Origin of the sequence: Erwinia sp. PPS120 (assembly GCF_047918655.1) — a bacterium.
In the GTDB taxonomy this organism is placed as follows: domain Bacteria; phylum Pseudomonadota; class Gammaproteobacteria; order Enterobacterales; family Enterobacteriaceae; genus Erwinia; species Erwinia tasmaniensis_A.
Map to the genome: position 1 here is coordinate 65,430 of NZ_JBLREF010000017.1, position 20,533 is coordinate 85,962.

20 protein-coding genes and 2 pseudogenes are annotated in these 20,533 nt (G+C 56.2%); 9 read left to right on the top strand and 13 right to left on the bottom strand.

Features of this window, described 5'->3' with window-relative positions:
* The first annotated feature begins 262 nt into the window (after positions 1-262).
* From ACLRGG_RS11480 to ACLRGG_RS11495, 4 genes are all read left to right on the top strand, one after another.
* Positions 263-406: a con-10 family general stress protein gene (locus ACLRGG_RS11480; protein ID WP_067701999.1), complete on the top strand. Its 144-nt coding sequence runs from the start codon at positions 263-265 to the stop codon at positions 404-406.
* A 498-nt stretch (positions 407-904) separates the two neighbouring features.
* Positions 905-1,930 carry a methionine ABC transporter ATP-binding protein gene (locus ACLRGG_RS11485; protein ID WP_416249904.1) on the top strand — a complete coding sequence of 342 codons (1,026 nt, stop codon included), beginning with the start codon at positions 905-907 and terminating at the stop codon, positions 1,928-1,930.
* Positions 1,923-2,591 (top strand): methionine ABC transporter permease, encoded by a 669-nt coding sequence (locus ACLRGG_RS11490; RefSeq protein WP_416249905.1) that lies wholly within the window; start codon positions 1,923-1,925, stop codon positions 2,589-2,591. The genes ACLRGG_RS11485 and ACLRGG_RS11490 overlap by 8 nt, the downstream gene beginning before the upstream one ends.
* Before the next feature lie 16 nt (positions 2,592-2,607).
* Positions 2,608-3,420, top strand: coding sequence for a MetQ/NlpA family ABC transporter substrate-binding protein (locus ACLRGG_RS11495; RefSeq protein ID WP_067701985.1), 813 nt, complete (start codon positions 2,608-2,610; stop codon positions 3,418-3,420).
* A gap of 732 nt (positions 3,421-4,152) precedes the next feature.
* Here ACLRGG_RS11495 and ACLRGG_RS11500 read toward each other — a convergent pair.
* On the bottom strand, positions 4,153-5,193 hold the full coding sequence (locus tag ACLRGG_RS11500; protein ID WP_416249906.1) for a PLP-dependent cysteine synthase family protein: 1,041 nt from the start codon (positions 5,191-5,193) through the stop codon (positions 4,153-4,155).
* 19 nt (positions 5,194-5,212) lie between these two features.
* Entirely contained in the window at positions 5,213-6,004 is a 792-nt protein-coding gene (locus ACLRGG_RS11505; RefSeq protein ID WP_416249907.1) for an ABC transporter ATP-binding protein, read from the bottom strand.
* A 215-nt stretch (positions 6,005-6,219) separates the two neighbouring features.
* On the opposite strand from ACLRGG_RS11505, the gene ACLRGG_RS11510 reads away from it, so the two are divergent.
* A complete protein-coding gene (locus ACLRGG_RS11510; RefSeq protein WP_416249908.1) occupies positions 6,220-7,266 on the top strand; it encodes an ABC transporter substrate-binding protein in 1,047 nt (348 codons plus the stop codon).
* A 10-nt stretch (positions 7,267-7,276) separates the two neighbouring features.
* The gene (locus ACLRGG_RS11515) at positions 7,277-8,395 is read left to right on the top strand and encodes an ABC transporter permease (RefSeq protein ID WP_416249909.1); all 1,119 of its coding nucleotides are present in this window, start codon (positions 7,277-7,279) and stop codon (positions 8,393-8,395) included.
* 156 nt (positions 8,396-8,551) lie between these two features.
* Here ACLRGG_RS11515 and ACLRGG_RS11520 read toward each other — a convergent pair.
* Positions 8,552-9,717, bottom strand: a protein-coding gene (locus ACLRGG_RS11520) for an IS3 family transposase (RefSeq protein ID WP_416249910.1) whose coding sequence is annotated in 2 segments (ribosomal slippage) — positions 8,552-9,453 and positions 9,453-9,717 — 1,167 coding nt in all. Because the reading frame shifts where the segments join, the coding sequence is not laid out codon by codon here.
* A 126-nt stretch (positions 9,718-9,843) separates the two neighbouring features.
* On the opposite strand from ACLRGG_RS11520, the gene cui reads away from it, so the two are divergent.
* A complete protein-coding gene (gene cui, locus ACLRGG_RS11525) occupies positions 9,844-10,173 on the top strand; it encodes a colicin immunity protein Cui (protein WP_416249911.1) in 330 nt (109 codons plus the stop codon).
* A gap of 110 nt (positions 10,174-10,283) precedes the next feature.
* Here the strand turns inward: cui and ACLRGG_RS21435 are convergent, their stop codons facing one another.
* From ACLRGG_RS21435 to ACLRGG_RS11545, 5 genes and pseudogenes are all read right to left on the bottom strand, one after another.
* Positions 10,284-10,844 carry an ATP-binding cassette domain-containing protein gene (locus ACLRGG_RS21435; RefSeq protein ID WP_503827128.1) on the bottom strand — a complete coding sequence of 187 codons (561 nt, stop codon included), beginning with the start codon at positions 10,842-10,844 and terminating at the stop codon, positions 10,284-10,286.
* Positions 10,811-11,080 carry an ATP-binding cassette domain-containing protein gene (locus ACLRGG_RS21440; RefSeq protein WP_503827127.1) on the bottom strand — a complete coding sequence of 90 codons (270 nt, stop codon included), beginning with the start codon at positions 11,078-11,080 and terminating at the stop codon, positions 10,811-10,813. The genes ACLRGG_RS21435 and ACLRGG_RS21440 overlap by 34 nt, the downstream gene beginning before the upstream one ends.
* A gap of 92 nt (positions 11,081-11,172) precedes the next feature.
* Positions 11,173-11,691, bottom strand: a complete 519-nt coding sequence (locus ACLRGG_RS11535) for a GNAT family N-acetyltransferase (protein ID WP_416249912.1) — start codon at positions 11,689-11,691, stop codon at positions 11,173-11,175.
* Between the two features lie 14 nt (positions 11,692-11,705).
* Positions 11,706-11,894 (bottom strand): annotated as a pseudogene (locus ACLRGG_RS11540) (ABC transporter substrate-binding protein); the annotation flags it as partial.
* Entirely contained in the window at positions 11,855-12,079 is a 225-nt protein-coding gene (locus ACLRGG_RS11545) for a hypothetical protein (RefSeq protein WP_416249913.1), read from the bottom strand. The pseudogene ACLRGG_RS11540 and the gene ACLRGG_RS11545, both read right to left, overlap by 40 nt.
* Before the next feature lie 240 nt (positions 12,080-12,319).
* On the opposite strand from ACLRGG_RS11545, the gene ACLRGG_RS11550 reads away from it, so the two are divergent.
* Together ACLRGG_RS11550 and ACLRGG_RS11555 are read left to right on the top strand one after the other, a co-directional pair.
* Entirely contained in the window at positions 12,320-13,303 is a 984-nt protein-coding gene (locus ACLRGG_RS11550) for an MsnO8 family LLM class oxidoreductase (RefSeq protein WP_416249915.1), read from the top strand.
* 9 nt (positions 13,304-13,312) lie between these two features.
* Positions 13,313-14,656, top strand: coding sequence for an LLM class flavin-dependent oxidoreductase (locus ACLRGG_RS11555; RefSeq protein WP_416249917.1), 1,344 nt, complete (start codon positions 13,313-13,315; stop codon positions 14,654-14,656).
* A 63-nt stretch (positions 14,657-14,719) separates the two neighbouring features.
* Here the strand turns inward: ACLRGG_RS11555 and ACLRGG_RS11560 are convergent.
* From ACLRGG_RS11560 to ACLRGG_RS11580, 5 genes and pseudogenes are all read right to left on the bottom strand, one after another.
* Positions 14,720-15,025: pseudogene (locus ACLRGG_RS11560) on the bottom strand (sulfonate ABC transporter substrate-binding protein); the annotation flags it as partial.
* A gap of 217 nt (positions 15,026-15,242) precedes the next feature.
* A complete protein-coding gene (locus ACLRGG_RS11565) occupies positions 15,243-16,367 on the bottom strand; it encodes an MFS transporter (protein ID WP_416249918.1) in 1,125 nt (374 codons plus the stop codon).
* A gap of 68 nt (positions 16,368-16,435) precedes the next feature.
* Positions 16,436-17,518: an amidohydrolase family protein gene (locus ACLRGG_RS11570; protein ID WP_416249920.1), complete on the bottom strand. Its 1,083-nt coding sequence runs from the start codon at positions 17,516-17,518 to the stop codon at positions 16,436-16,438.
* Positions 17,519-17,680: 162 nt separating this feature from the next.
* Positions 17,681-18,346, bottom strand: a complete 666-nt coding sequence (locus tag ACLRGG_RS11575; protein ID WP_345831505.1) for a TetR/AcrR family transcriptional regulator — start codon at positions 18,344-18,346, stop codon at positions 17,681-17,683.
* A 59-nt stretch (positions 18,347-18,405) separates the two neighbouring features.
* On the bottom strand, positions 18,406-20,295 hold the full coding sequence (locus ACLRGG_RS11580) for an aliphatic sulfonate ABC transporter substrate-binding protein (RefSeq protein WP_416249921.1): 1,890 nt from the start codon (positions 20,293-20,295) through the stop codon (positions 18,406-18,408).
* Positions 20,296-20,533: the final 238 nt, after the last annotated feature.

Genomic DNA, 20,533 nt, shown 5'->3' on the forward strand with positions numbered 1-20,533 from the left:
CTGATAAATAAAAGAATTTCTTCCTTTTATTAAGGTGGCGGTTTTTTACTTACACTCTGACATTAAACGGGTGAAGCGTAATTTATTTATTAATCATAAGGATAGGGTTATTTATTGTTTTGTGATTGATGTCGCATCCCTTTCTTGCAAAGGCCCGGCAGCCTGCTAGCCTTATAAAGGCAAGAGGCCTGTTGGGGTGATTTCCATTTTTAACAGGATTATATTCCAGCGGGATATCTTTTAACACGAAGAGGAATTTTGTATGACTCAGCATCGTGAAAACGAAGATCGTGAAAAAGCATCAGACGCAGGTAAAAAGGGCGGCCAGGGCAGCGGCGCTGGCAACTTCAAGAATGATAGAGAAAAAGCTTCTGAAGCTGGAAAAAAAGGCGGCTCAAAGAAATAACTTGCTCACCTGAATAAGGTAAGTCAGATTAATTCATCGCGTTACGCCTGCCGCCGTCATAGTTTTCGCTATGGCGGCGGTGATTATTGATATCAATTCTGAATGAACCCCACCGATTTAGAAATCCTCATTTCTTTTTTTGCCGATATAAACATATCCCACAGCGGAGGATATCGCTACGTGCGCTAAAAATGGCTATTTAATAAGAGTGTTAATGAGAGCTTCGTATAAGCTGGTATATCTGTTTTTCTAATTCGCAGGGAATTAATTTGATACAAATTTAAGCCAGAGTATCCGGGGCAGGCAACAATTCCCTGGAGAAAGCCCTGTAAAACCGTTATTCATTTTCGTTATAACTCATTTCCTAATGGTCCTTTTCAGCCTCATTACTCACCTCTACTATCGCGAGGGCATTAGCCCGGACAATAATGTATTCATTTTAATCAGTTTACTTAATTGGTCGTCGATTTTGTATATAACAACAGCAGGCTCCACCCGATGATAGTTTTGCGCAACGTTTCCAGAGTTTTTAACACCAGCGCCGGTCCGGTCACCGCGGTTGACGATGTCAGCCTTGAGGTGGGACAGGGTCAGATTTATGGCATTATCGGCTACAGCGGCGCAGGCAAAAGCACGCTTATTCGCCTGCTTAACGGACTGGAGAAACCCACCGCCGGCAGTGTAACGATTGCCGGCCAGAATATTGCGACGGCAAACGGCGAAGCCCTGCGCGCGGCAAGGCTAAAAATCAGCATGGTGTTCCAACATTTTAACCTGCTGTGGTCGCGTACCGTTAGTGAGAATATCGCATTTTCCCTGCAAATTGCCGGGGCCCCTAAGGCCCAGATACAGGCGCGGGTAAAAGAGCTGATTGAGCTGGTAGGGCTGGCTGGCAAAGAGAACACCTATCCCTCTAAGCTCAGCGGCGGCCAGAAGCAGCGCGTGGGGATTGCCCGCGCGCTGGCGAATAATCCGGAAGTTCTGCTCTGCGACGAGGCGACATCAGCCCTTGATCCGCAGACCACCGATGCCATTCTTGAACTGCTGCTGGACATAAACCGCAAGCTTCAGCTCACCATTGTGCTGATCACCCATGAAATGCATGTGGTGCGTAAAATCTGTCATCGGGTTGCGGTGATGGAGGAAGGCAGAATTGTGGAGGAGGGCGAGGTGCTGTCGGTGTTTACGCATCCGCAAAAGCCTGTTACCCGCCAGTTTGTGAAGCAAACCACGGAATACAGCAGCGCCGACACGCCCTTTAACGCCGCACTGGTTGATGGCGACGCGGGCAGCGTGCTCAAGCTGACCTTTGTCGGGCATAATACCAGCCAGCCCATCGTGGGCGAGCTGACGCTGAAATACGCGCTGCCGTTCAATATCCTGCATGGAAAAATGACCCAAACCGCCCACGGCACCTTCGGCGAGCTGTGGCTACAGGTCCCGGCCAGCGGTGCTCAGCTGGAGAATATCCTGGCCGATCTGCATGCCCGTGCCGTCACGACCGAGGTAGTCAATCATGATTGAGACACTTTTTCCGCATCTGAAGCTGGACCAGCTCTGGTCAGCAACCTGTGAAACGCTTTATATGACTGCACTCTCAGGCATTGCGACCTTTGTGCTGGGACTGCTGCTGGGGCTGGTGCTGTTTCTGACCGCGCGCGGTGGGCTGTATCAGAATCGCGTGCTCTATTCGGTCATCTCGATTCTGGTCAACGTGTTCCGTTCTATTCCCTTTATCATTCTGATCGTACTGCTGATCCCCTTCACCAAAACGCTGATTGGCACCATTCTGGGCGCTAATGCGGCGCTTCCGGCGCTGATCGTCGGCGCGGCGCCTTTTTATGCCCGGCTGGTGGAGATCGCTCTGCGTGAGGTGGACCGTGGCGTGATTGAAGCCACGCGTTCAATGGGCGCGCGACTGAGTACGCTGGTGTTCCGCGTTCTGCTGCCTGAATCCTCTCCGGCGCTGGTTTCCGGTATTACGGTCACCCTGATAGCGCTGGTCAGCTACAGCGCGATGGCGGGGGTGATTGGCGCGGGTGGTCTGGGTAATCTGGCCTACCTTGAAGGTTTTCAGCGTAACCATAGCGATGTCACGCTGGTGGCAACGATGATGATTCTGGTGATCGTTTTTATCATCCAGTTTTTAGGTGATGTCATAACTACACGGCTCGATAAACGTTAACGTTAAGGAAGGAATAATGAAAAAAACACTGACGCTGCTGGCTGCGGCCACCCTGGGCGCGCTGAGTCTGAGCGCGTGGGCAGATACCCTGACCGTGGGCGCTTCCAATGTCCCGCACGCGGAAATCCTGGAGCAGGCAAAACCGATTCTGGCCAAGCAGGGTATCGACCTTGAGATCAAGCCTTTCCAGGATTACATCCTGCCGAACACGGCGCTGGCCAGCCACGACATAGATGCGAACTACTTTCAGCACGTTCCCTATCTGAACAGCGTGCTGAAAGATCACGCGGGCGATAAAAGCTATGACTTTGTCAGCGCGGGCGCCATTCATATTGAACCGATTGGCATTTACTCCAAAAAGTATAAGTCGCTGAAGGATCTGCCGCAGAATGGCAAAGTGATCATGCGTGACGCCGTAGCCGAAGAGGGGCGTATCCTCTCGATTTTCGAAAAGGCCGGCGTGATTAAGCTTAAGCCAGGCGTCAGCAAAGTGGATGCGCGCATCAGTGACATTGTGGACAACCCTAAGCATCTGCAATTCCTCGCAAACGTTGAGGGCGCACTGCTGCCGCAGATGTATAACAATGATGAAGGCGACGCGGTAGTGATTAACGCGAACTACGCGATTGACGCGGGGCTGGATCCGGTGAAAGATCCGATTGCGGTTGAGAGCGGCGAGAATAACCCCTATGCTAATATCATCACCGTGCATCGCGGTGATGAGAATAAGCCAGACATTAAAGCACTGGTTACCGTTCTGCACTCTAAATCAATTCAGGACTGGATCCGCACCAAATATAAAGGCGCGGTTATTCCCGTTAATAACTGATGCATCAGGCCGGGAAACCGGCCTTTTTTATCTTATACGTGCCACTGCAACCACCACATGTCCGCTGTTTCAACCTCAGGCGCATGAAAACTTGAGATAAATCGCCTGTGTCAGATTTAAGCGTCTCATAAATTTATCTAAAGATAACCTTCCTTCTACCGATAATCCTTACAGGTACGTTAGAGCGCAGCGGCGCATAAGGAGAAGTCATATGGTAGGTTTAGTTAACCTCCCGCACACCTGTCCAAAGTGTAAAAAAATTACTGCTTACACAGCAGGCGATCTTCAGATGTTGTTTGGGTTCAGAACGGTGCCTTCTGGCGCAACGAACCAGAGCTGGTGCAGAGGTTGTCGTGCAAGCAACTAAGTCAATTTACTTTGAGAAATATAAGGCGCCAGTGTTGCCTTAAATACTCAAATCGAGGACATCCGTGGAAAAATTTAGAGGTATCAATTTTACTTTACATACATTCAGGATTTGCGCTGAACAAAACGAGATCGTGACGTGCAGTAATTGCCGTGAAACAGTATCTTATAATGCTATTGTAGATAAAATAGACGATCCTGGTGATGTAGTAGCCTGTCCATATTGTGGGTATTTTGATTTTGATACAGACCACAGGCCATAAATCTTTTTTTTAAAACAGGCCGCCAGTTAAGGCGGCTTTTTGTCATTATAGCAATGAAACATTCCCTTGTATTATCTTGCAGAACAATAACCATCCGCTGTAGTTATAATGCCTTCAAATAAATTGGTTTTTGTGCCGCTTCGATTTGCGCAATAGTCAGCCGGGGATCAAACAGTCCGGTCGAGAGATAGGTCAGGCCGCTGTCAGCCAGAATCACCACAATACGTTTGCCGGCGTTCTCCGGCCTGCGGGCAATTTCACGCGCGGCAAAGAGCACCGCGCCGGAAGACTCCCCCACCAGAATACCGTCCGAAGTCGCGACTTCGCGCGCGGTCTGTATCGCCTGCCAGCTCTCCACGGCAAAGACATCATCTAGCAGGGGATGATCGAGCGTGGGCGGCACCCGTTCAGGTGCCACGTCGTGGAAGGCGTGCACCCCGGTTATCTCACGCCTGTCCGGGTTATCAGGGCCAGGGATCGAGTGGCTGCCAGGTTCAACGCCAATCAGCTGAATGGATGGCGAGTGCTGCTTCAGATAGCGTCCCGCGCCGGAAAGGGTGCCGCCGGTGCCGACCGAGGCGATAAGCAGATCAATATGGCCGCCGGTCTGCTGCCAGATCTCCGGTCCGGTATGCCGATAATGGGCATCAGGATTTACCGGATTCTCCAGCTGGCAGGTAAAGCAGATATTCGGCTGCTTCAGGATAACGTTAGCCGCCAGCCAGCGGGCGGCGGCAACAAAGTCACCCTCTGTCTCTTCAATAACGTTGTCAAAGCCCTCGACCTGGCTAAACGGCACGATCTCCGCACCAAAGGCAGTGAGAATAGCAAAGCGCTCGGCGCTCAGTTTGTCGTGAAGATAGACGCGAAATTTATAGCCCTTTGCTGCCGCAATGGCGGCCAGCGCAATACCGGTATTGCCGCTGGTGGTGTCGACCAGCGTCATGCCGGGCCGCAGCCTGCCGTCACGCTCCGCCGCTTCTATCATCGCCAGCGCGATACGGTCTTTACTGCTGTGATTAGGGTTAAAATACTCCAGTTTTGCCACCAGCCCGGCATGAAGGGTAAACTGCTGGCAGAAGCCGTTGAGCCGCAGCAGTGGGGTCTGGCCGACCAGTTCGGTAATGCCGTTATAGATTGTCATCAAAGGCTCCGGGGATAATTCAGGCCGCGGGCTGATCCGCGCCGAGTAAATCGAGCACGCGGGTACGTAGCTGGATCAGGCGCGGATCGTCGCGCCGACGCGGCCAGGGCAGGGGCACGTCAAGGGTGTCGATAATACGGGCTGGACGCGGGCTAAAGACTACCACCCGCCTGGCCATCAGCAGCGCCTCTTCCACATCATGAGTGACCATCAGCGCGCTGAACTGCTGCTCCCGCCACAGCGTGACCAGCTCCTGCTGCATACGGATGCGCGTCAGGGAATCGAGCTTGCCGAGAGGCTCATCCAGCAGCAGCAGCCGGGGCCGGTTAACCAGCGCGCGTGCCAGCGAGGCACGCTGCGCCATGCCGCCGGAAAGCTGATGCGGCCAGGCATGGGCAAACTGGCTTAAACCCACCTTCTCAAGCATGGCATCGACGCGGGTTTTGTCCTCTGCGGTCAGCCTGCTGCGGGTTTCCAGCCCCAGCGCGACGTTCCGCCACACGCTGCGCCAGGGATAGAGGGTAGGATCCTGAAACACCACCACCCGGCTGGGATCGGGGCCGCTGAGCGGCCTGCCGTTTTCCTCAATCTGCCCCACGGCAGGCCTGTCAAGCCCGGCCACCAGACGCAAAAGGGTCGATTTCCCACAGCCGGAGGGGCCAAGCAGGGCAACAAATTCCCCCGGCTTCACCCGTAGCGAGACGTCGTCCAGCACCGGGAGCGTCTCACCGCCCAGCCAGAACGCGTGACTGATGCCCGCAATCGTTAATGCCAGCCCGGTAACCGGGTTAATATCTTCGGCTAACGTCATTGATAGTCCCTATATTTTTTTGCAGCTGGCGGATATATTCCGCGCTGAGAATAAAAGGTAAATAAACAATAACCGCTAAGCTAACGTACAAAGTGAATATAGTGAGGCTGTAAGACATATTGCCGCTGGCAGAAATATTAATGCACTAATGTTATTTGGTGGATATTTCCAGTCCTGTAAAAGTAATGAGCACATCATACTTCAGGGAGTTAATTATGGCCGGTCACCGGAGTTTTTCGCGACGTTCTTTTATTCAGACGCTTGGGGCGATGGGAGCAGGATTAGGGCTGGCTTCAGCGCTGCCTGTCTGGGCTGAAACCCCGACAGCCGGCGGGGGAAAACTGACGCCCGTTAAGCTGGCCTGGGGACAGACGGCGGTCTGTCAGGCACCGATCTCCGTGGCGCTACAGCAGGGATTTTTTAAAAAATATGGCCTGGACGTTGAGCCGGTCAATTTTAGCGGCCCGACGGATGCCCTGCTCCAGGCCATCGCCACCGGGCAGGCTGATGGCGGCATTGGTATGGCGCTGCGCTGGCTTAAACCGCTCGAACAGGGGTTTGACGTCGATTTGACCGTTGGTACGCACGGCGGCTGTATGCGGCTGCTGGCCCCGGCCAGCGCCGGGATCCACAGCGTACGCGACCTGGTGGGCAAAAGCGTCGCGGTGTCCGATCAGGCCAGTCCAATCCGCAATTTCTTCGCTATCCAGCTGGCTAAGCAGGGCATTGATGCCGACAAACAGGTCAACTGGGTACAGTACCCGGAAGACCTGTTTGGTGAGGCGCTGCGCAAGGGGGAAGTCCAGGCGCTGGCCACCGACGATCCCCAGGGATGGTTAATCAAACATCGTGAGGGGCTGGTCGAGGTGGACAACAACCTTAACGGCGAGTACCGCAATCTGACCTGCTGTGTATTAGGCCTGCGCGGATCGCTGGTACGGGATAATCCCGCCGTGGCGCGGTCAATCACCCAGGCGATCGTGGATGCCCAGCAGTGGACCGCCGATCATCCGGCAGAGACGGCAAAAATCTTTGCCCCCTATGTGCCGGGCCAGGTACCGATTGACGACATCACCGCGATGCTGCGCGAACATACGCACCATCATCACTCGACCGGCGACCAGCTGCGTAAAGAGGTCGCGGTGTATGTCAATGAGCTGAAACTCATCAATGTGATACGTCCTGATACCGATGCGCAGCGCTTTGCGGAACACTATGTTCCCGAGCTGCTGCCTGAGGTTCAGCACGCGCATATGAGCTAACGGAGGCACCATGTCCAGCGACGCCTTTACCGATGCCAGCCCGAAGAAAAGCAGCGGGCATACTGCACTGCCGCCGGTCTCGTCGCCTGCAATCCCATCCGCATTAGCACAAACGTCTGCACCATCAGCTACTATTCCGCGCACGTTCGTACAAACGCCTGCGCCCCCGGCAGCCATTTCGCCCGCCTTAGCGCTGGCGGTACTCGCCTGGTGGCTGCTGGCGGCGCTGATGATCTTCTGGCCGGACCGGCAGGTGGGTTTTGCGCCGCCGCGCTTTGTCGGTGAAACTCACCGGCTGTTCGTGGTGCTGGCGGTAATACTCACCCTCGCAACGCTGCTGGGGAGAGTGCTTAACGGGCGGCTGTTCGACCCGCTGCGCAGGGCGGCACGCTGGCTGGTGGTGCTGGCCGTGCTGATTGCCCTGTGGGAAACGGTTACCGCCAAGCTGGCGCTGCTGCCCGCGCCTTTTTTCGCGCCGCCGCGCGCGCTGGTTGAGGCCTATGCCACCGACTGGCGACGGCTGGGGGACAGCGTGCTGAATTCGCTGCGGCTGCTGGCGGCAGGTTTTGTACTGGGCAGCCTGAGTGGCTTTATCACCGGCGTTGCCATCGGCTGGTCGCGTGGGCTGGGGTACTGGGTTCATCCGGTACTGCGCCTGCTGGGTCCGGTTCCCTCAACGGCGCTGCTGCCTCTGTCGCTCTATTTCTTTCCCTCCAGCTTTTCCGCGGCAATTTTTCTGATTGCCCTTGCAACCTGGTTTCCGGTGACGGTGCTGACCTGGTCAGGTGTCAGCAGCGTTGACGATCGCTATTTTGACGTGGCAAGAACTCTGGGGGCGCGTCCGCTGTTCCTGATCCTGCGCGTGGCGGTACCGGCATCGCTGCCGCACGTGTTTGTCGGGCTGTTTATGGGACTGGGGGCGTCATTTTCGGTGCTGGTCGCCGCGGAAATGATGGGGGTGAAGTCGGGGCTGGGGTGGTATCTACAGTGGGCGCAGGGCTGGGCCGCCTATGCCAATATGTACGGTGCGCTGATCGTGATGGCGCTGCTATTCTCCTCGCTAATCACGCTGCTGTTTACCCTGCGTGACCGCCTGCTGTCATGGCAGCAGGGTGCGATGAAGTGGTGAGGGGATATCAGCAGGGTTGTTTGAGCGGCGTAATTACCACCGGGATGGGTATATGATGAAGAAAAGGTGACCAGCACAGAGGCGAAGGAATCGCAATGCGGAGTATTGAAGAGGACAATAAATTAGCTCACAGGCTCGCTGTAGTGGATCACAAAATCAAGACACCGGAATAACCTGTTTCCATTTTTCTTCATGTAAGCAAGGCGATAAACCACCATTGTTCGTATGAGGGCGGTATGCGTTGTAATAACCATTTATCCACTGGTTTATATCGCGTACCGCATGGCTAAAATCACCATACCCGCCTTCTGGAAGCCATTCACTTTTAAGGCTACGAAAGAATCTTTCCATCGGCGAGTTATCCAGGCAATTCCCCCGGCGACTCATACTTTGCATTACCCCATAACGCCAGAGTAACTTTCTGTATTTATTGCTTTTATATTGAACCCCTTGATCTGAATGAAACAGCAGACGACCATCACGCGGTCGTGTTTCCAAAGCATGACACAACGCCCTGCACACCAAATCAGCATCAGCGGTTAATGAGAGGGCTGAACCGATAATCCGGCGTGAATATAAATCAACGACAAGCGCGAGATAGCACCATTTATCCTGCAGGCGAATAAAACTGATGTCGCCGCACCAGACGCGATTGGGTGCGGCAGGGTTAAACTGCCGATTCAATAAGTTTGGCAGCGGCGGACTGTTGTCTTCGTTTACCCGATAGCGATGTTTAACCGGCTGGCGACTTGTCAGTCCGCACTCCTGCATCAGTCGTCGCGCCAGCCACCGGCCTGCATCAACGCCACTCTGGCGCAGCATCTGGCTGATTGCCCGACTCCCCGCAGCGCCACGACTGAGAGCATGAAATGCTCTCACCCGACTTCGTAATTCTATTCGTTGCACATTAACAGGACGTTTCATCTGCGCGTAATAAACGCTGCGGTGAACACCGAATAAATGACAAAGAACCAACACAGGCCACTTTGCTTTCAGCCGTGTGATTAGCGCGATAGCTTTCCGGGGACTTCGCTCATCAGCACGGCAGCCTGCTTTAGTATTTCTTTTACCATCTCAAGACGCGTTATCTGCGCTTTAAGCTGCTGAATTTCACGTTGTTCAGGTGTAATCGCATTGCCAGTGGACTCAATACCCTGAAGTTCCTGCTTATAAAGCCGTATCCATTTGCGCAAATGATCAGGATTGAGTTCGAGCGCCTGCGCGACTTCCCGAACATCTCGCTGATACTTAACAACCTGTTCGATAGCTTCGAGTTTGAACTCTGGAGAAAATGTGCGTTTAGTCCGACGAGTTTTGATCATGCATCACCTCATGTTCACTGTTTTAACATTAACAGGATTTCGAGGTGTCCTGAATTACCGATCCACTACAGGCTGTCCTGTCTGTTTTTGTTTGCGGGTGTTACTCCGCTGGTAGTGATTTGGGCGATGGATTTGCATAACGCTGACTCTGCCATTCTGAAGGATATCGCAGCCAGAACCGCCGATCTTCCGGGAATAACATCTGCAAAAAATCCGCTGATGACTAAGGTCATGGATGTTTATTGCAAAACCGCACCCATTTTGGCTTTTTTATGCTTTGCGTGTACGATAAGAATTCGCAAAGTAATTAAGAGTATTGACAGAGCGGCGCTTATATGCTCTTGTCTGCTCAGTCCATTTTTCTATGCATTTTGTTTTTATCTATTATTGTGCTGCGATCATGAACTGACCACCACCGGGAGACCTCTCAGGCTGATGTCAGGACATAATTCCTGATATACCCACAGCTATCGCAGGAATGCCAGCATATAACAAAGCAAACCCAATTGTCGCTGAGAAAAAACCCAAAGCCAGACTGGCAGCTATCCCGCCCAGCACCCAGGACTCTACTTCCTGCTCAGCGATGCCATCGCTTGATCGTAACTGCGAATATTTTTCCCCTGGAAGTTCTTTATATCATTCGCAATTTCGTTAGCCAGCGATTTATACTTATCTCCGAGATACTCACCCATTCGGTCACCAACATCAGCGATAAGCCCACTGGTTTTGCTCAGCGTCTCTCTTTCAGCACTGGCTTTCTTGGCCGCTTCCTTCTCACGCTGACGTGCCAGTTCAGTAACAACCTGGTGGATACGATGTTTTTCCATAAAAACCGGTATAAGTCGTTTACAGCACCCGCTGCAAAAAGCGCTGCGTGGATGGGCGGGGCGGTTAAGTACCCGCTCTGCGCTACCGGCTTCAACTATTTTACCCTCAGCCATAAAGACCACGCGATCGGCCACCTGCCGGGCGAAGCCAGTTTCATGCGTGACCACCACCATCGTCACTCCCGATAGCGCCAGCGTTCTGATGGTTTCCAGCACTTCGCCAACCCGTTCCGGATCCAGCGCCGACGTCGGCTCGTCAAACAGCATCACCTTAGGTTCCAGCGCCAGCGCGCGGGCGATAGCGACCCGCTGCTGCTGACCTCCGGAGAGCTGGCGCGGCCATGCTCATAGCCAAACTGGGTGCGCTGCTTCAGAATTGCCCGCTCCTTAAGCTCGTACAGCCGGTCGCCTTTGCGACGGTAGCCGACATATTCGCCATCAATCTGTATAAAGGCTTCATCGACGCGTTCCGGATGGTTAATGGTACGCAGCAGGGTGGATTTACCCGATCCTGACGGCCCAAGGATCACCGTCACCGTGCCTGCTCAATGGTCAGGCTGACGTTATCCAGCTCGGTATGCGTGGTCAGCGCGGAACGAACGGGATTATCGGACGACATCTCAGCGCCTTATGCACTCTGCTTCAGCGCGGACGGAAGATACAGCGCTTTAGTAAAGGGCAGACGCCCGTCATAGGGCGGCAGGGAGTAACGTTCCGCATCGACGGAGGTATCAAACTGCGGCTGGTAGCCGTGGGACAGGTAGAGCCTGACCGCCTCCGGCTGGCGAAAGCCGGTGGTGAGAAACGCCTGCTGATAGCCCTGGAGTCGTGCCAGACGTTCCAGCTCGGCAAGCACCTTTTGCGCCAGCCCCTGGCGCCGCATAGAGCGATGCGTCCAGATGCGCTTAAGCTCGGCCGTGTGGGCGTCATAGCGTTTAAACGCCCCCATGGCGATCGGCGTCTCATGGCGCAGCAGGACGATAAAGGCACCCTCGGGTGGGGCGTACAGCCCCAGCGGCTCAACCTCTTCGGCCTGTGCCGCGAAATAATCACCGTAGCGCTGACGGTACTCCGCAAACAGCCCATCAAGCACCGGTTCAATCAGCGGATCGTCCGGACTGGTATGAATAAAGTGGTCGTCGATCATCGGGTTCTCCCTGCTCAGTCGCCGAGGCCCGGCGGATTAATCTCAGAGTGGTCTATTTTCTCCACGCTCTCCTCCCAGCGATCCAGCACCTGGAGATAACTGCCGTTGGCGATTGCGCTGTTTAGCGAGGCCTGAACGGCGTTCACCAGCCCATTACCCTTTTTCAGGGTGACGGCAATATTGGCGGTTTTAGGCCAGCCGCCAGCGCCACGGTCAGGCTACCCGGCTTAACAAATTTAAACCCCGGGGGAATTAATGCCGCGGCGGCGTTATTTTTAACGGTATGAATGGGGGTTTCATTCGCCACCAGGTCGACGCCAGCGGCGTGGCTTAAAGTCGTAAAGCTGAGGGCGAGGGCCAGTGCGGCCAGGCGCGTTCGATTCATCATTTTATTGTTTATCCATATTTTCATTTTCCACTTTCCCTGCACTATTCTCCAGGGGGCGGATGAAGTAAAACAACAAAACTAAATAAACTAAGGGCGAAATAACAATAAGGGCTAATTAAAAACCACGGCGCTCCATTACCGGGAGGTTTGTGACAATAACGGAAAACCTAAGTCGGAATTAATATTTAATACCCGGCGGCTTATATGAAATTCTGATGCAAAACCGCGAGGAAGGCTGCCGTGAATTACCGACTGAGTTTATTAGATCAAAGCCCCATTGCTGAGGGAGAGCGTGCTGAACAGGCGCTCAGCACCACCCTGACGTTTGCGCTCGAGGCCGAGCGGCTGGGCTATCATCGCCTCTGGGTATCTGAACACCACGACAGCGATCGGGTGGCAGGCAGTTCGCCGGAGGTGCTGATCGCCTGGCTGCTGGCAAAAACCGCCCGGCTACGCATCGGCTCCGGCGGGGTGATGCTTCAGCACTACAGCCCCTACAAGGTGGCGGAGAATTTCCATCTGCTCGCGTCGCTGGCTCCCGATCGGGTGGATCTGGGCATCGGCAAGGCACCGGGCGGGCTGCCGCTTTCTACCCGGGCGCTTCAGGGCGCACGAGGGGAAAGCCGTGACGATTTCACCACGCAGCTCACCCGGCTGGACCAGTATCTGAATCAGGATGGGGCAAATGCTTCCGGGGACGAAGCCCGCGCGCTACCCGCCCCGGCCACCTCGCCGCAGCGGTTTCTGCTGGGGGCCAGTAAAGAGAGCGCACGTCTGGCCGCGTCCCTGGGCTGGAACTTTGTCTTTGCCGGTTTTATTAACCCCGACGAGGTCGAGATGACTGAGGCCGTGCTGGCTTACCATGAGTATGCCGGTGGGCGGGGTCAGGCTTTGGTGAGCCTGGCGGCGCTGGCTGCCGATACCGAAAAAGAGGCGCGGGCACACGTGGCCGATCAGCATAACTTCCGCGTCACGTTGGGGGACAAACACGTTACCGTCGGTACGCGCGACCAGGCAGAGGCGTTTGTGCGTCAGGCGGGGGCCAGCGATTACCGCATTGATAAGCAGCCGCTGACCATCCTGCACGGCACCGCAGCGCAGATTCATGAAAAGCTGGCGGCCCTGCAGCAGCGGCTAAACATCTCCGAATTTATCCTGCATACGCCGCTGGCCGATGCCAGCCAGCGTCTGCGTTCCATCGCCCTGCTGGCGGGCCAGCAGTAAGGAAATCTGATGAGCAACACGACCACGATTAAACTCGGACTGATGCTGCACGGCGCGGGCGGGCATATGAACGCCTGGCGTCACCCAAAGGCCCCGGTGGATGCCAGCGTTAACTTCCGCTACTTCACCGGGCTGGCGCAGCGTGCAGAGGCGGCGGGCTTCGATTTTCTCTTCGTCGCCGACGGCCTGCACATTAATGAGAAATCACTGCCGCATTTTCTGAACCGATTTGAGCCCATTACGCTGCTCTCCGCGCTGGCGTCGGTGACGCATAACATCGGCCTGGCGGGGACGGTTTCCACCTCCTACAGCGATCCCTTTACCGTCGCCCGCCAGCTGGCCACGCTCGATAATATCAGCGGCGGCCGGGCAGGCTGGAACGTAGTGACCTCGCCCCTGGAAGGGTCGGCGCGCAACTTTGGCAAGGCGCACCCGGATCACGCGCTGCGTTATAAAATTGCCGGGGAGTATATCAGCGTGGTACAGGGGCTGTGGGACTCCTGGGAGGATGATGCCTTTATTCGCGACCGGCAGAGCGGCAGGTTTTTTGATGCGACAAAGCTGCATAAGCTGAATCACCAGGGGGAGTATTTCTCGGTGGAAGGGCCGCTCAATATCCAGCGTTCCCCCCAGGGGCAGCCGGTTATTTTCCAGGCGGGCGCGTCGGAAACCGGCATTGCGCTGGCCGGCAAATCAGCGGATGCGGTGTTTACCAATGCCCGTACGCTGGAGGAGGCGCGGATCTATGCCGACAGGCTCCAGGCAGAAGTGGCGAAAAATGGGCGGGAGCCGGTGGGTATTTTTCCCGGCATCAGCCCGATCGTCGGGAACACGGCAGAAGAGGCCGAAGCGAAATATCAGCATTTGCTTTCGCTGCTCTCGGCAGAGGACGTGCTGGCTTATCTGGGACGCTTCTTTGACCACCATGATTTCAGTCAGTATCCGCTGGACGGGCCGTTCCCGGAATTGGGCGATCTGGGACAGAATACCTTCCGTTCGACCACCGACAGTATTAAACAGCGGGCGAAGGCGGAAGGGCTCACCCTGCGGCAGGTTGCCTTTGAAACCACGCTGCCCCGGGGGGAGTTTTTCGGTACGCCAGAGCAGGTGGCTGAGACCTTTATTCGCTGGGTGGAGGAAGGGGGAGCCAGCGGCTTTATTATCAGCGGGCCGGTGCTGGTGGAGGCGCTGGAGGATATCACCCAGCTTGTCCTGCCGATCCTCGCCGCGCGCGGCTACTGGCAGCCATCAGACCAGGCTACCCTGCGCGGGCGACTGTCGCTCCCCTTTAAAACCAGCCGCTATGCGACGACGGCGGAGCAGGCCAGACAGCCTGCGCGGGTGGAAAATTAAGGTATATTCACTGCTGTGACACAAGTGCAGGTGGGCAGCCGCGGCCGCCCACCTGCACAGGCGTTATTTTCTGTCGAGCGACCAGGTCGCGCTGCTGACGTCCACTTTCACCGGCAGCAGGCCGATTTGGGTGAACTTATCGGCCAGCTTCTGCTGCTCCTGAAACACGGCCGGGGTCATGCGCTCTGCGCCGAAGGGCATTCTGGCCAGCGCACGCTGCCAGATGGGCTGCGCCAGGCCGGTAGAGGCGGAGAGGATTTTCGCCGCATCCTGCGGGTGCTGATTGGCCCAGTCGCTCAGATCCCCCAGCTGATCCACCACCTTCAGCGCCGTTTGCGGATAGCGGTCGGCAAACTTACGGCTCGCCATTTACCGCCGCAGGGGTCTCTTCCGCCAGTGCGTGAGAGGTAATGCTAATTAATGCGGCCGCCACCAGGCTGCTCAGCCAGACCTTTTTCATCCTGTTTCCCTCTATGTCATTACACTACGGGCAACATAGCAAAAGGCGTGGCAACCGCTTAATGACGAAAATAGCTAACCTAAGCCCGGCGGCGGAAATGCGGGCATGGCCCGGACTCGCAGCCGATTATTGAAAAGGCTTATAAGCGAACGTCAGCGCGGCCATAGTTGCCGCAATGAGCGCTGCCGCAGTAAACACCGCCGTACTGTTCCCAGGAAGATACCCCATAAAGCCAGCCAGAAATTGCCCAAGAAACAGGGCCATGGAGAGGCGGGCAAGATTTCGTCCGCGCTGAGCCGGGCTGGAAAGCTGCACCATCAGATGATTAACCAGCGGGACCGAGAAGCCAAATGCACAGCCCATGACGATGCCGCCAGGCACAAAAAAGGGCATAGAGGGAGCAAAGGCAAACAGCAGATGCCCCACGGCATACAGCGTAAAAGCCAGGGCAAGCGTTACCCGCCCGGACAGGCGCCTGACCAGCTCTGGCATCAGCCACGCGGCAAAAACCGCTATCAGTGAGACGAATGAGAGAAAATAACCGGTTTGCGCTTCACTCACCCCAAGGGCGTTAAAGTGCAGCGGTAGCAGGATAATGGCGGTAAAAAAGCAGATCATCGAAAACAGTGCGGCGGTATAGGTCAGCCTTAGCGCGCCGGTTTTCGCCCGCGCGGACGCGGCCGTCTCTTCCGGTGCAGTGTGTGGGTCGCCCGGTATAAAGGCCAGCACCATCGCCAGTAATACCCAGGCAAGCAGATAGAGCGTAAATGGCCAGCGCCAGCCTGCGGTGGCAAGTAGCCCGGCGAGAAACAAAAAGATGACGCCGCCCAGTTCAATCGACATTCCCTGACGGGCAATCATTCGCATCCTGGCCTCGCCGTGATAAAACGATGAGATCAGCGCGGTGCCGCTGGACATCACCAGCGCGGTGGGCATACCGAGTAGCAGCCTGTCGGTAAATACCGCCCAGTGCCCGTGCAGAAAAGCGCCACCCGCACCGAACAGGCCATATAAAAACAGTCCGATATGGAGTGAACGCGTCAGCCCCGCCCGGTCAATAATCCGTCCGGCCAGTGGACCAAAAAGGACCACGCCAAGTGCCGGAAGCGTTACAAGCCAGCCGGCGGCATCCTCCACGCCCAGATGGCGGGAAATTGAGGGCAGGCCCGGTACGATAACGCAGCCAACCATAATGGTCAGGCAGGCCACGGCCATCAGCGTAAAGCCACCCGTTTGCGGGAGTGTTTTCATAAATGATCTTTAATCAGTGAGGGGTGGTGACAACGTCACGTCACCCTGGGGCACAGGGTCAGGACAAATCAGAGCTTCATCAGCAGGGAGGCATTCTGCCAGGCAACGGCATTACGTTCGGCTTCACTGACGCTCGCACTGCGGATCCAGCGGCTGGCGATATCCGTCTTCTCAAACGGATAGTCGACCGAGAACATCACATTTTCCGGGCCTATGCTGTCTAACGCACAGCGCAGCGCGGCATCGCAACAGACGCCGGAGGTGGTGATAAAGATATTCTTGCGCACGTAGTACGAGGGCACCTCTTTCAGGGCGTATTTCAGATTGGCGGTCTGTATCCGGCTGTCCAGCCGCCAGAGCTGGATGGGCAGGGTTTCCCCCATATGGCCGAGAATGATTTTAGCGCCGGGGAAACGGTCAAAGGTCCCGCTGAAGATCAGGCGCATCGCATGGCTACAGGTTTCAACCGCCCAGCTCCATACTGGCCCCCACATCTCAGGGTGATCGGTAAACATATGGGGATGATCCGGTGGATTACCCGGATGGAGATAGACAGGCACATCCAGTTCCTGCACCTTTTCCCAGAAAATATCGTAGCGGCGGTCGTCGAGATAGAGACCGTTAGTTTCGCCATTGATCATTGCCCCCTGCATTTTCAGCTGCCGGACGCAGCGCTCCAGCTCCCGGGCTGCCTCCCGGGGATCCTGCATCGCAAGATGCGCAAAGCCACCATAGCGATGTGGATTGTTATGCATCTCTTCCGCAAGGCGATCGTTAGCGTAGCGGGCGAGCTTCACCGCCTGCTCTCTGTCTGGCTCAATCTGGACGCCGGGGCCGGAGAGCGACAGCACGGCGAAATCAATGCCGTTTTTATCCATCACCTCCAGACGGCCCGCACCGAAGTCGGACAGAACGGGCACGACGTTGTTGAACAGCGCCGGTTTGATATTCTGTTTTGTTTCAGCCAGGTAGGTCACAAACTCCGGCAGCATAAAGTGTTCTTCCAGGGCAATAATCTTTTTCGGGGCCGATTCAGGCTCGCTGTGCGGCACGCTATCATCCGCCCAGGCCGATAACTGGCCTGCCGTCAGTATGCTGCTGCCCACGGCAAGCGTCGCTGCGCTGCGTAAAAAGTGTCTTCTGCTACTCATCAGCCCGGTCCATTAGTTGTCAAAGGTGGAATATTAAGGAAACGCCTGTCGTTTCCTTAATCGACTATACGGGCGATGACGCAGCAGCATAAGCCAGCGGCTGTAAGCAACGGTGATAAAGGGTAAGCAGGCATAACGGCTGGACGGATGGCGGCGAGGCGGTTACGTCCGATGAAAGAGCAGCGGGGAGATAAACGTCAGGGCGTCGTTGATTCGGGGACGGATATCATACGCCGGAACAGGGGGCGTCAGTCCCAGCAGGATCTCCCGCAGTACGGGGGAGATAATCAGGGCCTGGAGCTGCTTAGCAGCATTCTGCGGCCAGTCAGGGTTGATAAAAGGCAGATGCTGAATGTGCTCAAACCACCTGTTCAGCAGCAGGCTTGCGTTTTCAATGCCCATCTCCTGATACATTCTCAGGAACTGCTGCTGCTTGCCCCTTTCGTTTTGCAGCAGCCTGAAGAGGGCGACAGATTCGGCAGATAGCGCCCGCTGCGCCAGCTCGGTAAAAAACAGGGTCAAAATGTGCACGGTCTGTTCGCGGCTCTGGGGGATGGCCAGGTCGGGGATAACCCGCGTGGAGGACCAGTCCACGATAATCCTCTCGATGAGGCTCTCTTTATCGGCGTAAAACCGGTAAAAGGTTTTTTTCGCCACTCTGGCGTTCCGGCAGATCTCATCCACGCTGACCCCCTCAACGCCTTTGGTTTGCAGCAGGTGAAAGGTGCTTTGCTGGATTTTGTTAATCAACGTCGCTTCGGGGACGGGCGGGCGACCCCGACGGGGGAGATCGGTTTCTGTGGCTGTACTGAGTGGATGATTTTTCATGAGGGTATTCTAATGCTTCCCGGTAATTAATCCACTGGCTAAGGCCGACAGGGGCGCCGTCACTCCTGCCACACCGCATCCCGTACTTTGATCGCCCGGGGCAGCAGGCCCAGCGCATAGAACCGGTCGGCAATGGCCTGCTGCTGGCGAATAATGGTGAGATCCATCCGGCGCGTCTGATGGCTGCGCCGCCCCAGCGCACGGCCTACCGCCTTGGGTGCCAGGCCCAGCTCAGCCGCGAGCAGGTCGGCGGCGTCTGCGCGGTGTGCATCGATATAGCGGCCCGTCTGCTCAAGCGCGTCAATCAGTACGTTAAGCAGGTCGGCGGAGTGGCGAATAAACTGCTGGTCGGCAAGATAGAACTGATGGTTGCTGACCCGGCCTTCGCCGTTTGCCAAAACCCGCATCTGGCCGCTTTGCTCCGCATCGCTGAGTAGCGGGTCCCACATCATCCAGGCATCCACCGCATGGCGATCGCTGGGCGTCAGCGGGTATTTCGGCGGGGCATAGACGATGCGGACATCCTGTGACGTCAGGCCCGCTTCATCAAGAATGTGCAGCAGCAGATAGTGGACGTTCGAGCCTTTGTTAACCGCCACCCGTTTTCCCTTAAGGTCAGCGAGGGTGCGAATGGGGCTGTCCCCGGTAACCAGCAGGGCAACGCTCTGCGGCGCGGCCGGCTCCCAGGCCACGTAGCGCAGCGCGCTGCTGGTGGACTGGGCAAAGATTGGCGGAACGTCACCGGTGGTGCCGAAATCAATTTCATGATTTTCCAGGGCATACAGCAGCTGCGGCCCGGCGGGAAACTCACTCCACAACACGCTGACGCCCTGGTCGGCAAACTGCGCCTCCAGCGACTGGCGGGCTTTGAGAATGCCGAGGTTGCCAAACTTCTGATAGCCAATACGCAGCTCGCGTTCGCCATCTTCCGTCGGGGCGGATGTTCGCGCGCCACCTGTGGCCAGGCTGCGCCGGGGTTTGATCAGGCCGAGGTGCCCGAGGTGGGTGCGTAGCGTATTGCGACTGATCCCCAGCAGGGCGGCGGTTTGCATCTGGTTGCCCTGGCTGAGTTCAAAGGCGTTGCGCACCAGGGATTCGATTACCCGTGGATAGAGAGGGCCGTTATTCTCGCGCAGCTGCTGGCGCAGGAAGCGGTCGAGATCTTCTTCCTCATCCGGCAGCGCCGCGCCGCTCACCGGGCCGAGGCGCAGCTGACGCGGTGTAATAAGCGGCTCCCGGCTGAGCAGGACCGCATTGTGCAGGGTATTTTCCAGCTCGCGGATATTCCCCGGCCAGGACCAGGACATCAGCGTAGCCAGCGATTCGTCGCTCAGACGCAGCAGTGGACGACCAAGACGCCGCGCGTAGAGGGCCAGAAAATGGCTGGCCAGCACCGGAATATCCTCGCGTCGCTGGCGCAGCGGTGGCAGGGTGACGGCGGCGACGTTAAGTCGGTAGTAAAGGTCTTCGCGAAAGCGGCGTTCGCGAATAGCGCTGGCCAGATCGACATGGGTGGCCGCCACCACCCGCACGTTAACCCTGACCGGGCGACGCGACCCGACGCGGGTCACCTCACGTTCCTGGAGCACCCGCAGCAGTTTCACCTGGAGCGGCAGGCTCAGCTCGCCAATCTCATCCAGCAGCAGCGTACCGCCCTCGGCGGCCTCAAACCAGCCCTGATGGCGCTCAGCCGCACCGGTAAACGCGCCTTTCTCATGACCGAACAGCTCCGACTCCGCCAGACTCTCGGTCAGCGCGCCGCAGTTAACCGCCAGAAAGGGCTGCTGGCGACGGGGGCTGTGGTAGTGCAGATAGCGTGCCACCACCTCTTTTCCCGTGCCGGTTTCGCCGACGATAAGCACCGTGGCGTCGGTGGGGGCCAGACGGTCCAGTACGCTCTGAAACGCAATCGAGGCGGGATCGATCAGGTCCGGGCCGGGGTTATGCATGCGATTCTCCTGCGGTTTAACGAAAAGCCACGATACCTGCTGTTGGAAAATGAGACGAGGGGGAAGGCGTCCGTTTTGCTGCGAATGCAGCAATTTATGCCCGGCCGCTGCTGCATTTGCAGCAGCCTGTACCGCAGTGATAAACAGATAACTCCATGAAAAAAATCAAATTTTATTGATTTAAAATCTGGCATGTATCCTGCTAAGTTCTTTATAACCTAATGAGCATAATCTATGA

Excerpts from the sequence above, each read along its gene's own strand:
- ACLRGG_RS11545 (WP_416249913.1), bottom strand. The coding sequence starts at position 12,079 with ATGATGAATCGAACGCGCCTGGCCGCACTGGCCCTCGCCCTCAGCTTT.
- ACLRGG_RS11480 (WP_067701999.1), top strand. The coding sequence starts at position 263 with ATGACTCAGCATCGTGAAAACGAAGATCGTGAAAAAGCATCAGACGCA.
- ACLRGG_RS11565 (WP_416249918.1), bottom strand. The coding sequence starts at position 16,367 with ATGAAAACACTCCCGCAAACGGGTGGCTTTACGCTGATGGCCGTGGCC.
- ACLRGG_RS11490 (WP_416249905.1), top strand. The coding sequence starts at position 1,923 with ATGATTGAGACACTTTTTCCGCATCTGAAGCTGGACCAGCTCTGGTCA.
- ACLRGG_RS11495 (WP_067701985.1), top strand. The coding sequence starts at position 2,608 with ATGAAAAAAACACTGACGCTGCTGGCTGCGGCCACCCTGGGCGCGCTG.
- ACLRGG_RS11535 (WP_416249912.1), bottom strand. The coding sequence starts at position 11,691 with ATGATCGACGACCACTTTATTCATACCAGTCCGGACGATCCGCTGATT.
- ACLRGG_RS11575 (WP_345831505.1), bottom strand. The coding sequence starts at position 18,346 with ATGAAAAATCATCCACTCAGTACAGCCACAGAAACCGATCTCCCCCGT.
- ACLRGG_RS11515 (WP_416249909.1), top strand. The coding sequence starts at position 7,277 with ATGTCCAGCGACGCCTTTACCGATGCCAGCCCGAAGAAAAGCAGCGGG.
- ACLRGG_RS11500 (WP_416249906.1), bottom strand. The coding sequence starts at position 5,193 with ATGACAATCTATAACGGCATTACCGAACTGGTCGGCCAGACCCCACTG.
- ACLRGG_RS11510 (WP_416249908.1), top strand. The coding sequence starts at position 6,220 with ATGGCCGGTCACCGGAGTTTTTCGCGACGTTCTTTTATTCAGACGCTT.
- ACLRGG_RS11555 (WP_416249917.1), top strand. The coding sequence starts at position 13,313 with ATGAGCAACACGACCACGATTAAACTCGGACTGATGCTGCACGGCGCG.
- ACLRGG_RS11485 (WP_416249904.1), top strand. The coding sequence starts at position 905 with ATGATAGTTTTGCGCAACGTTTCCAGAGTTTTTAACACCAGCGCCGGT.
- ACLRGG_RS11505 (WP_416249907.1), bottom strand. The coding sequence starts at position 6,004 with ATGACGTTAGCCGAAGATATTAACCCGGTTACCGGGCTGGCATTAACG.
- ACLRGG_RS11580 (WP_416249921.1), bottom strand. The coding sequence starts at position 20,295 with ATGCATAACCCCGGCCCGGACCTGATCGATCCCGCCTCGATTGCGTTT.
- ACLRGG_RS11570 (WP_416249920.1), bottom strand. The coding sequence starts at position 17,518 with ATGAGTAGCAGAAGACACTTTTTACGCAGCGCAGCGACGCTTGCCGTG.
- cui (WP_416249911.1), top strand. The coding sequence starts at position 9,844 with ATGGATTTGCATAACGCTGACTCTGCCATTCTGAAGGATATCGCAGCC.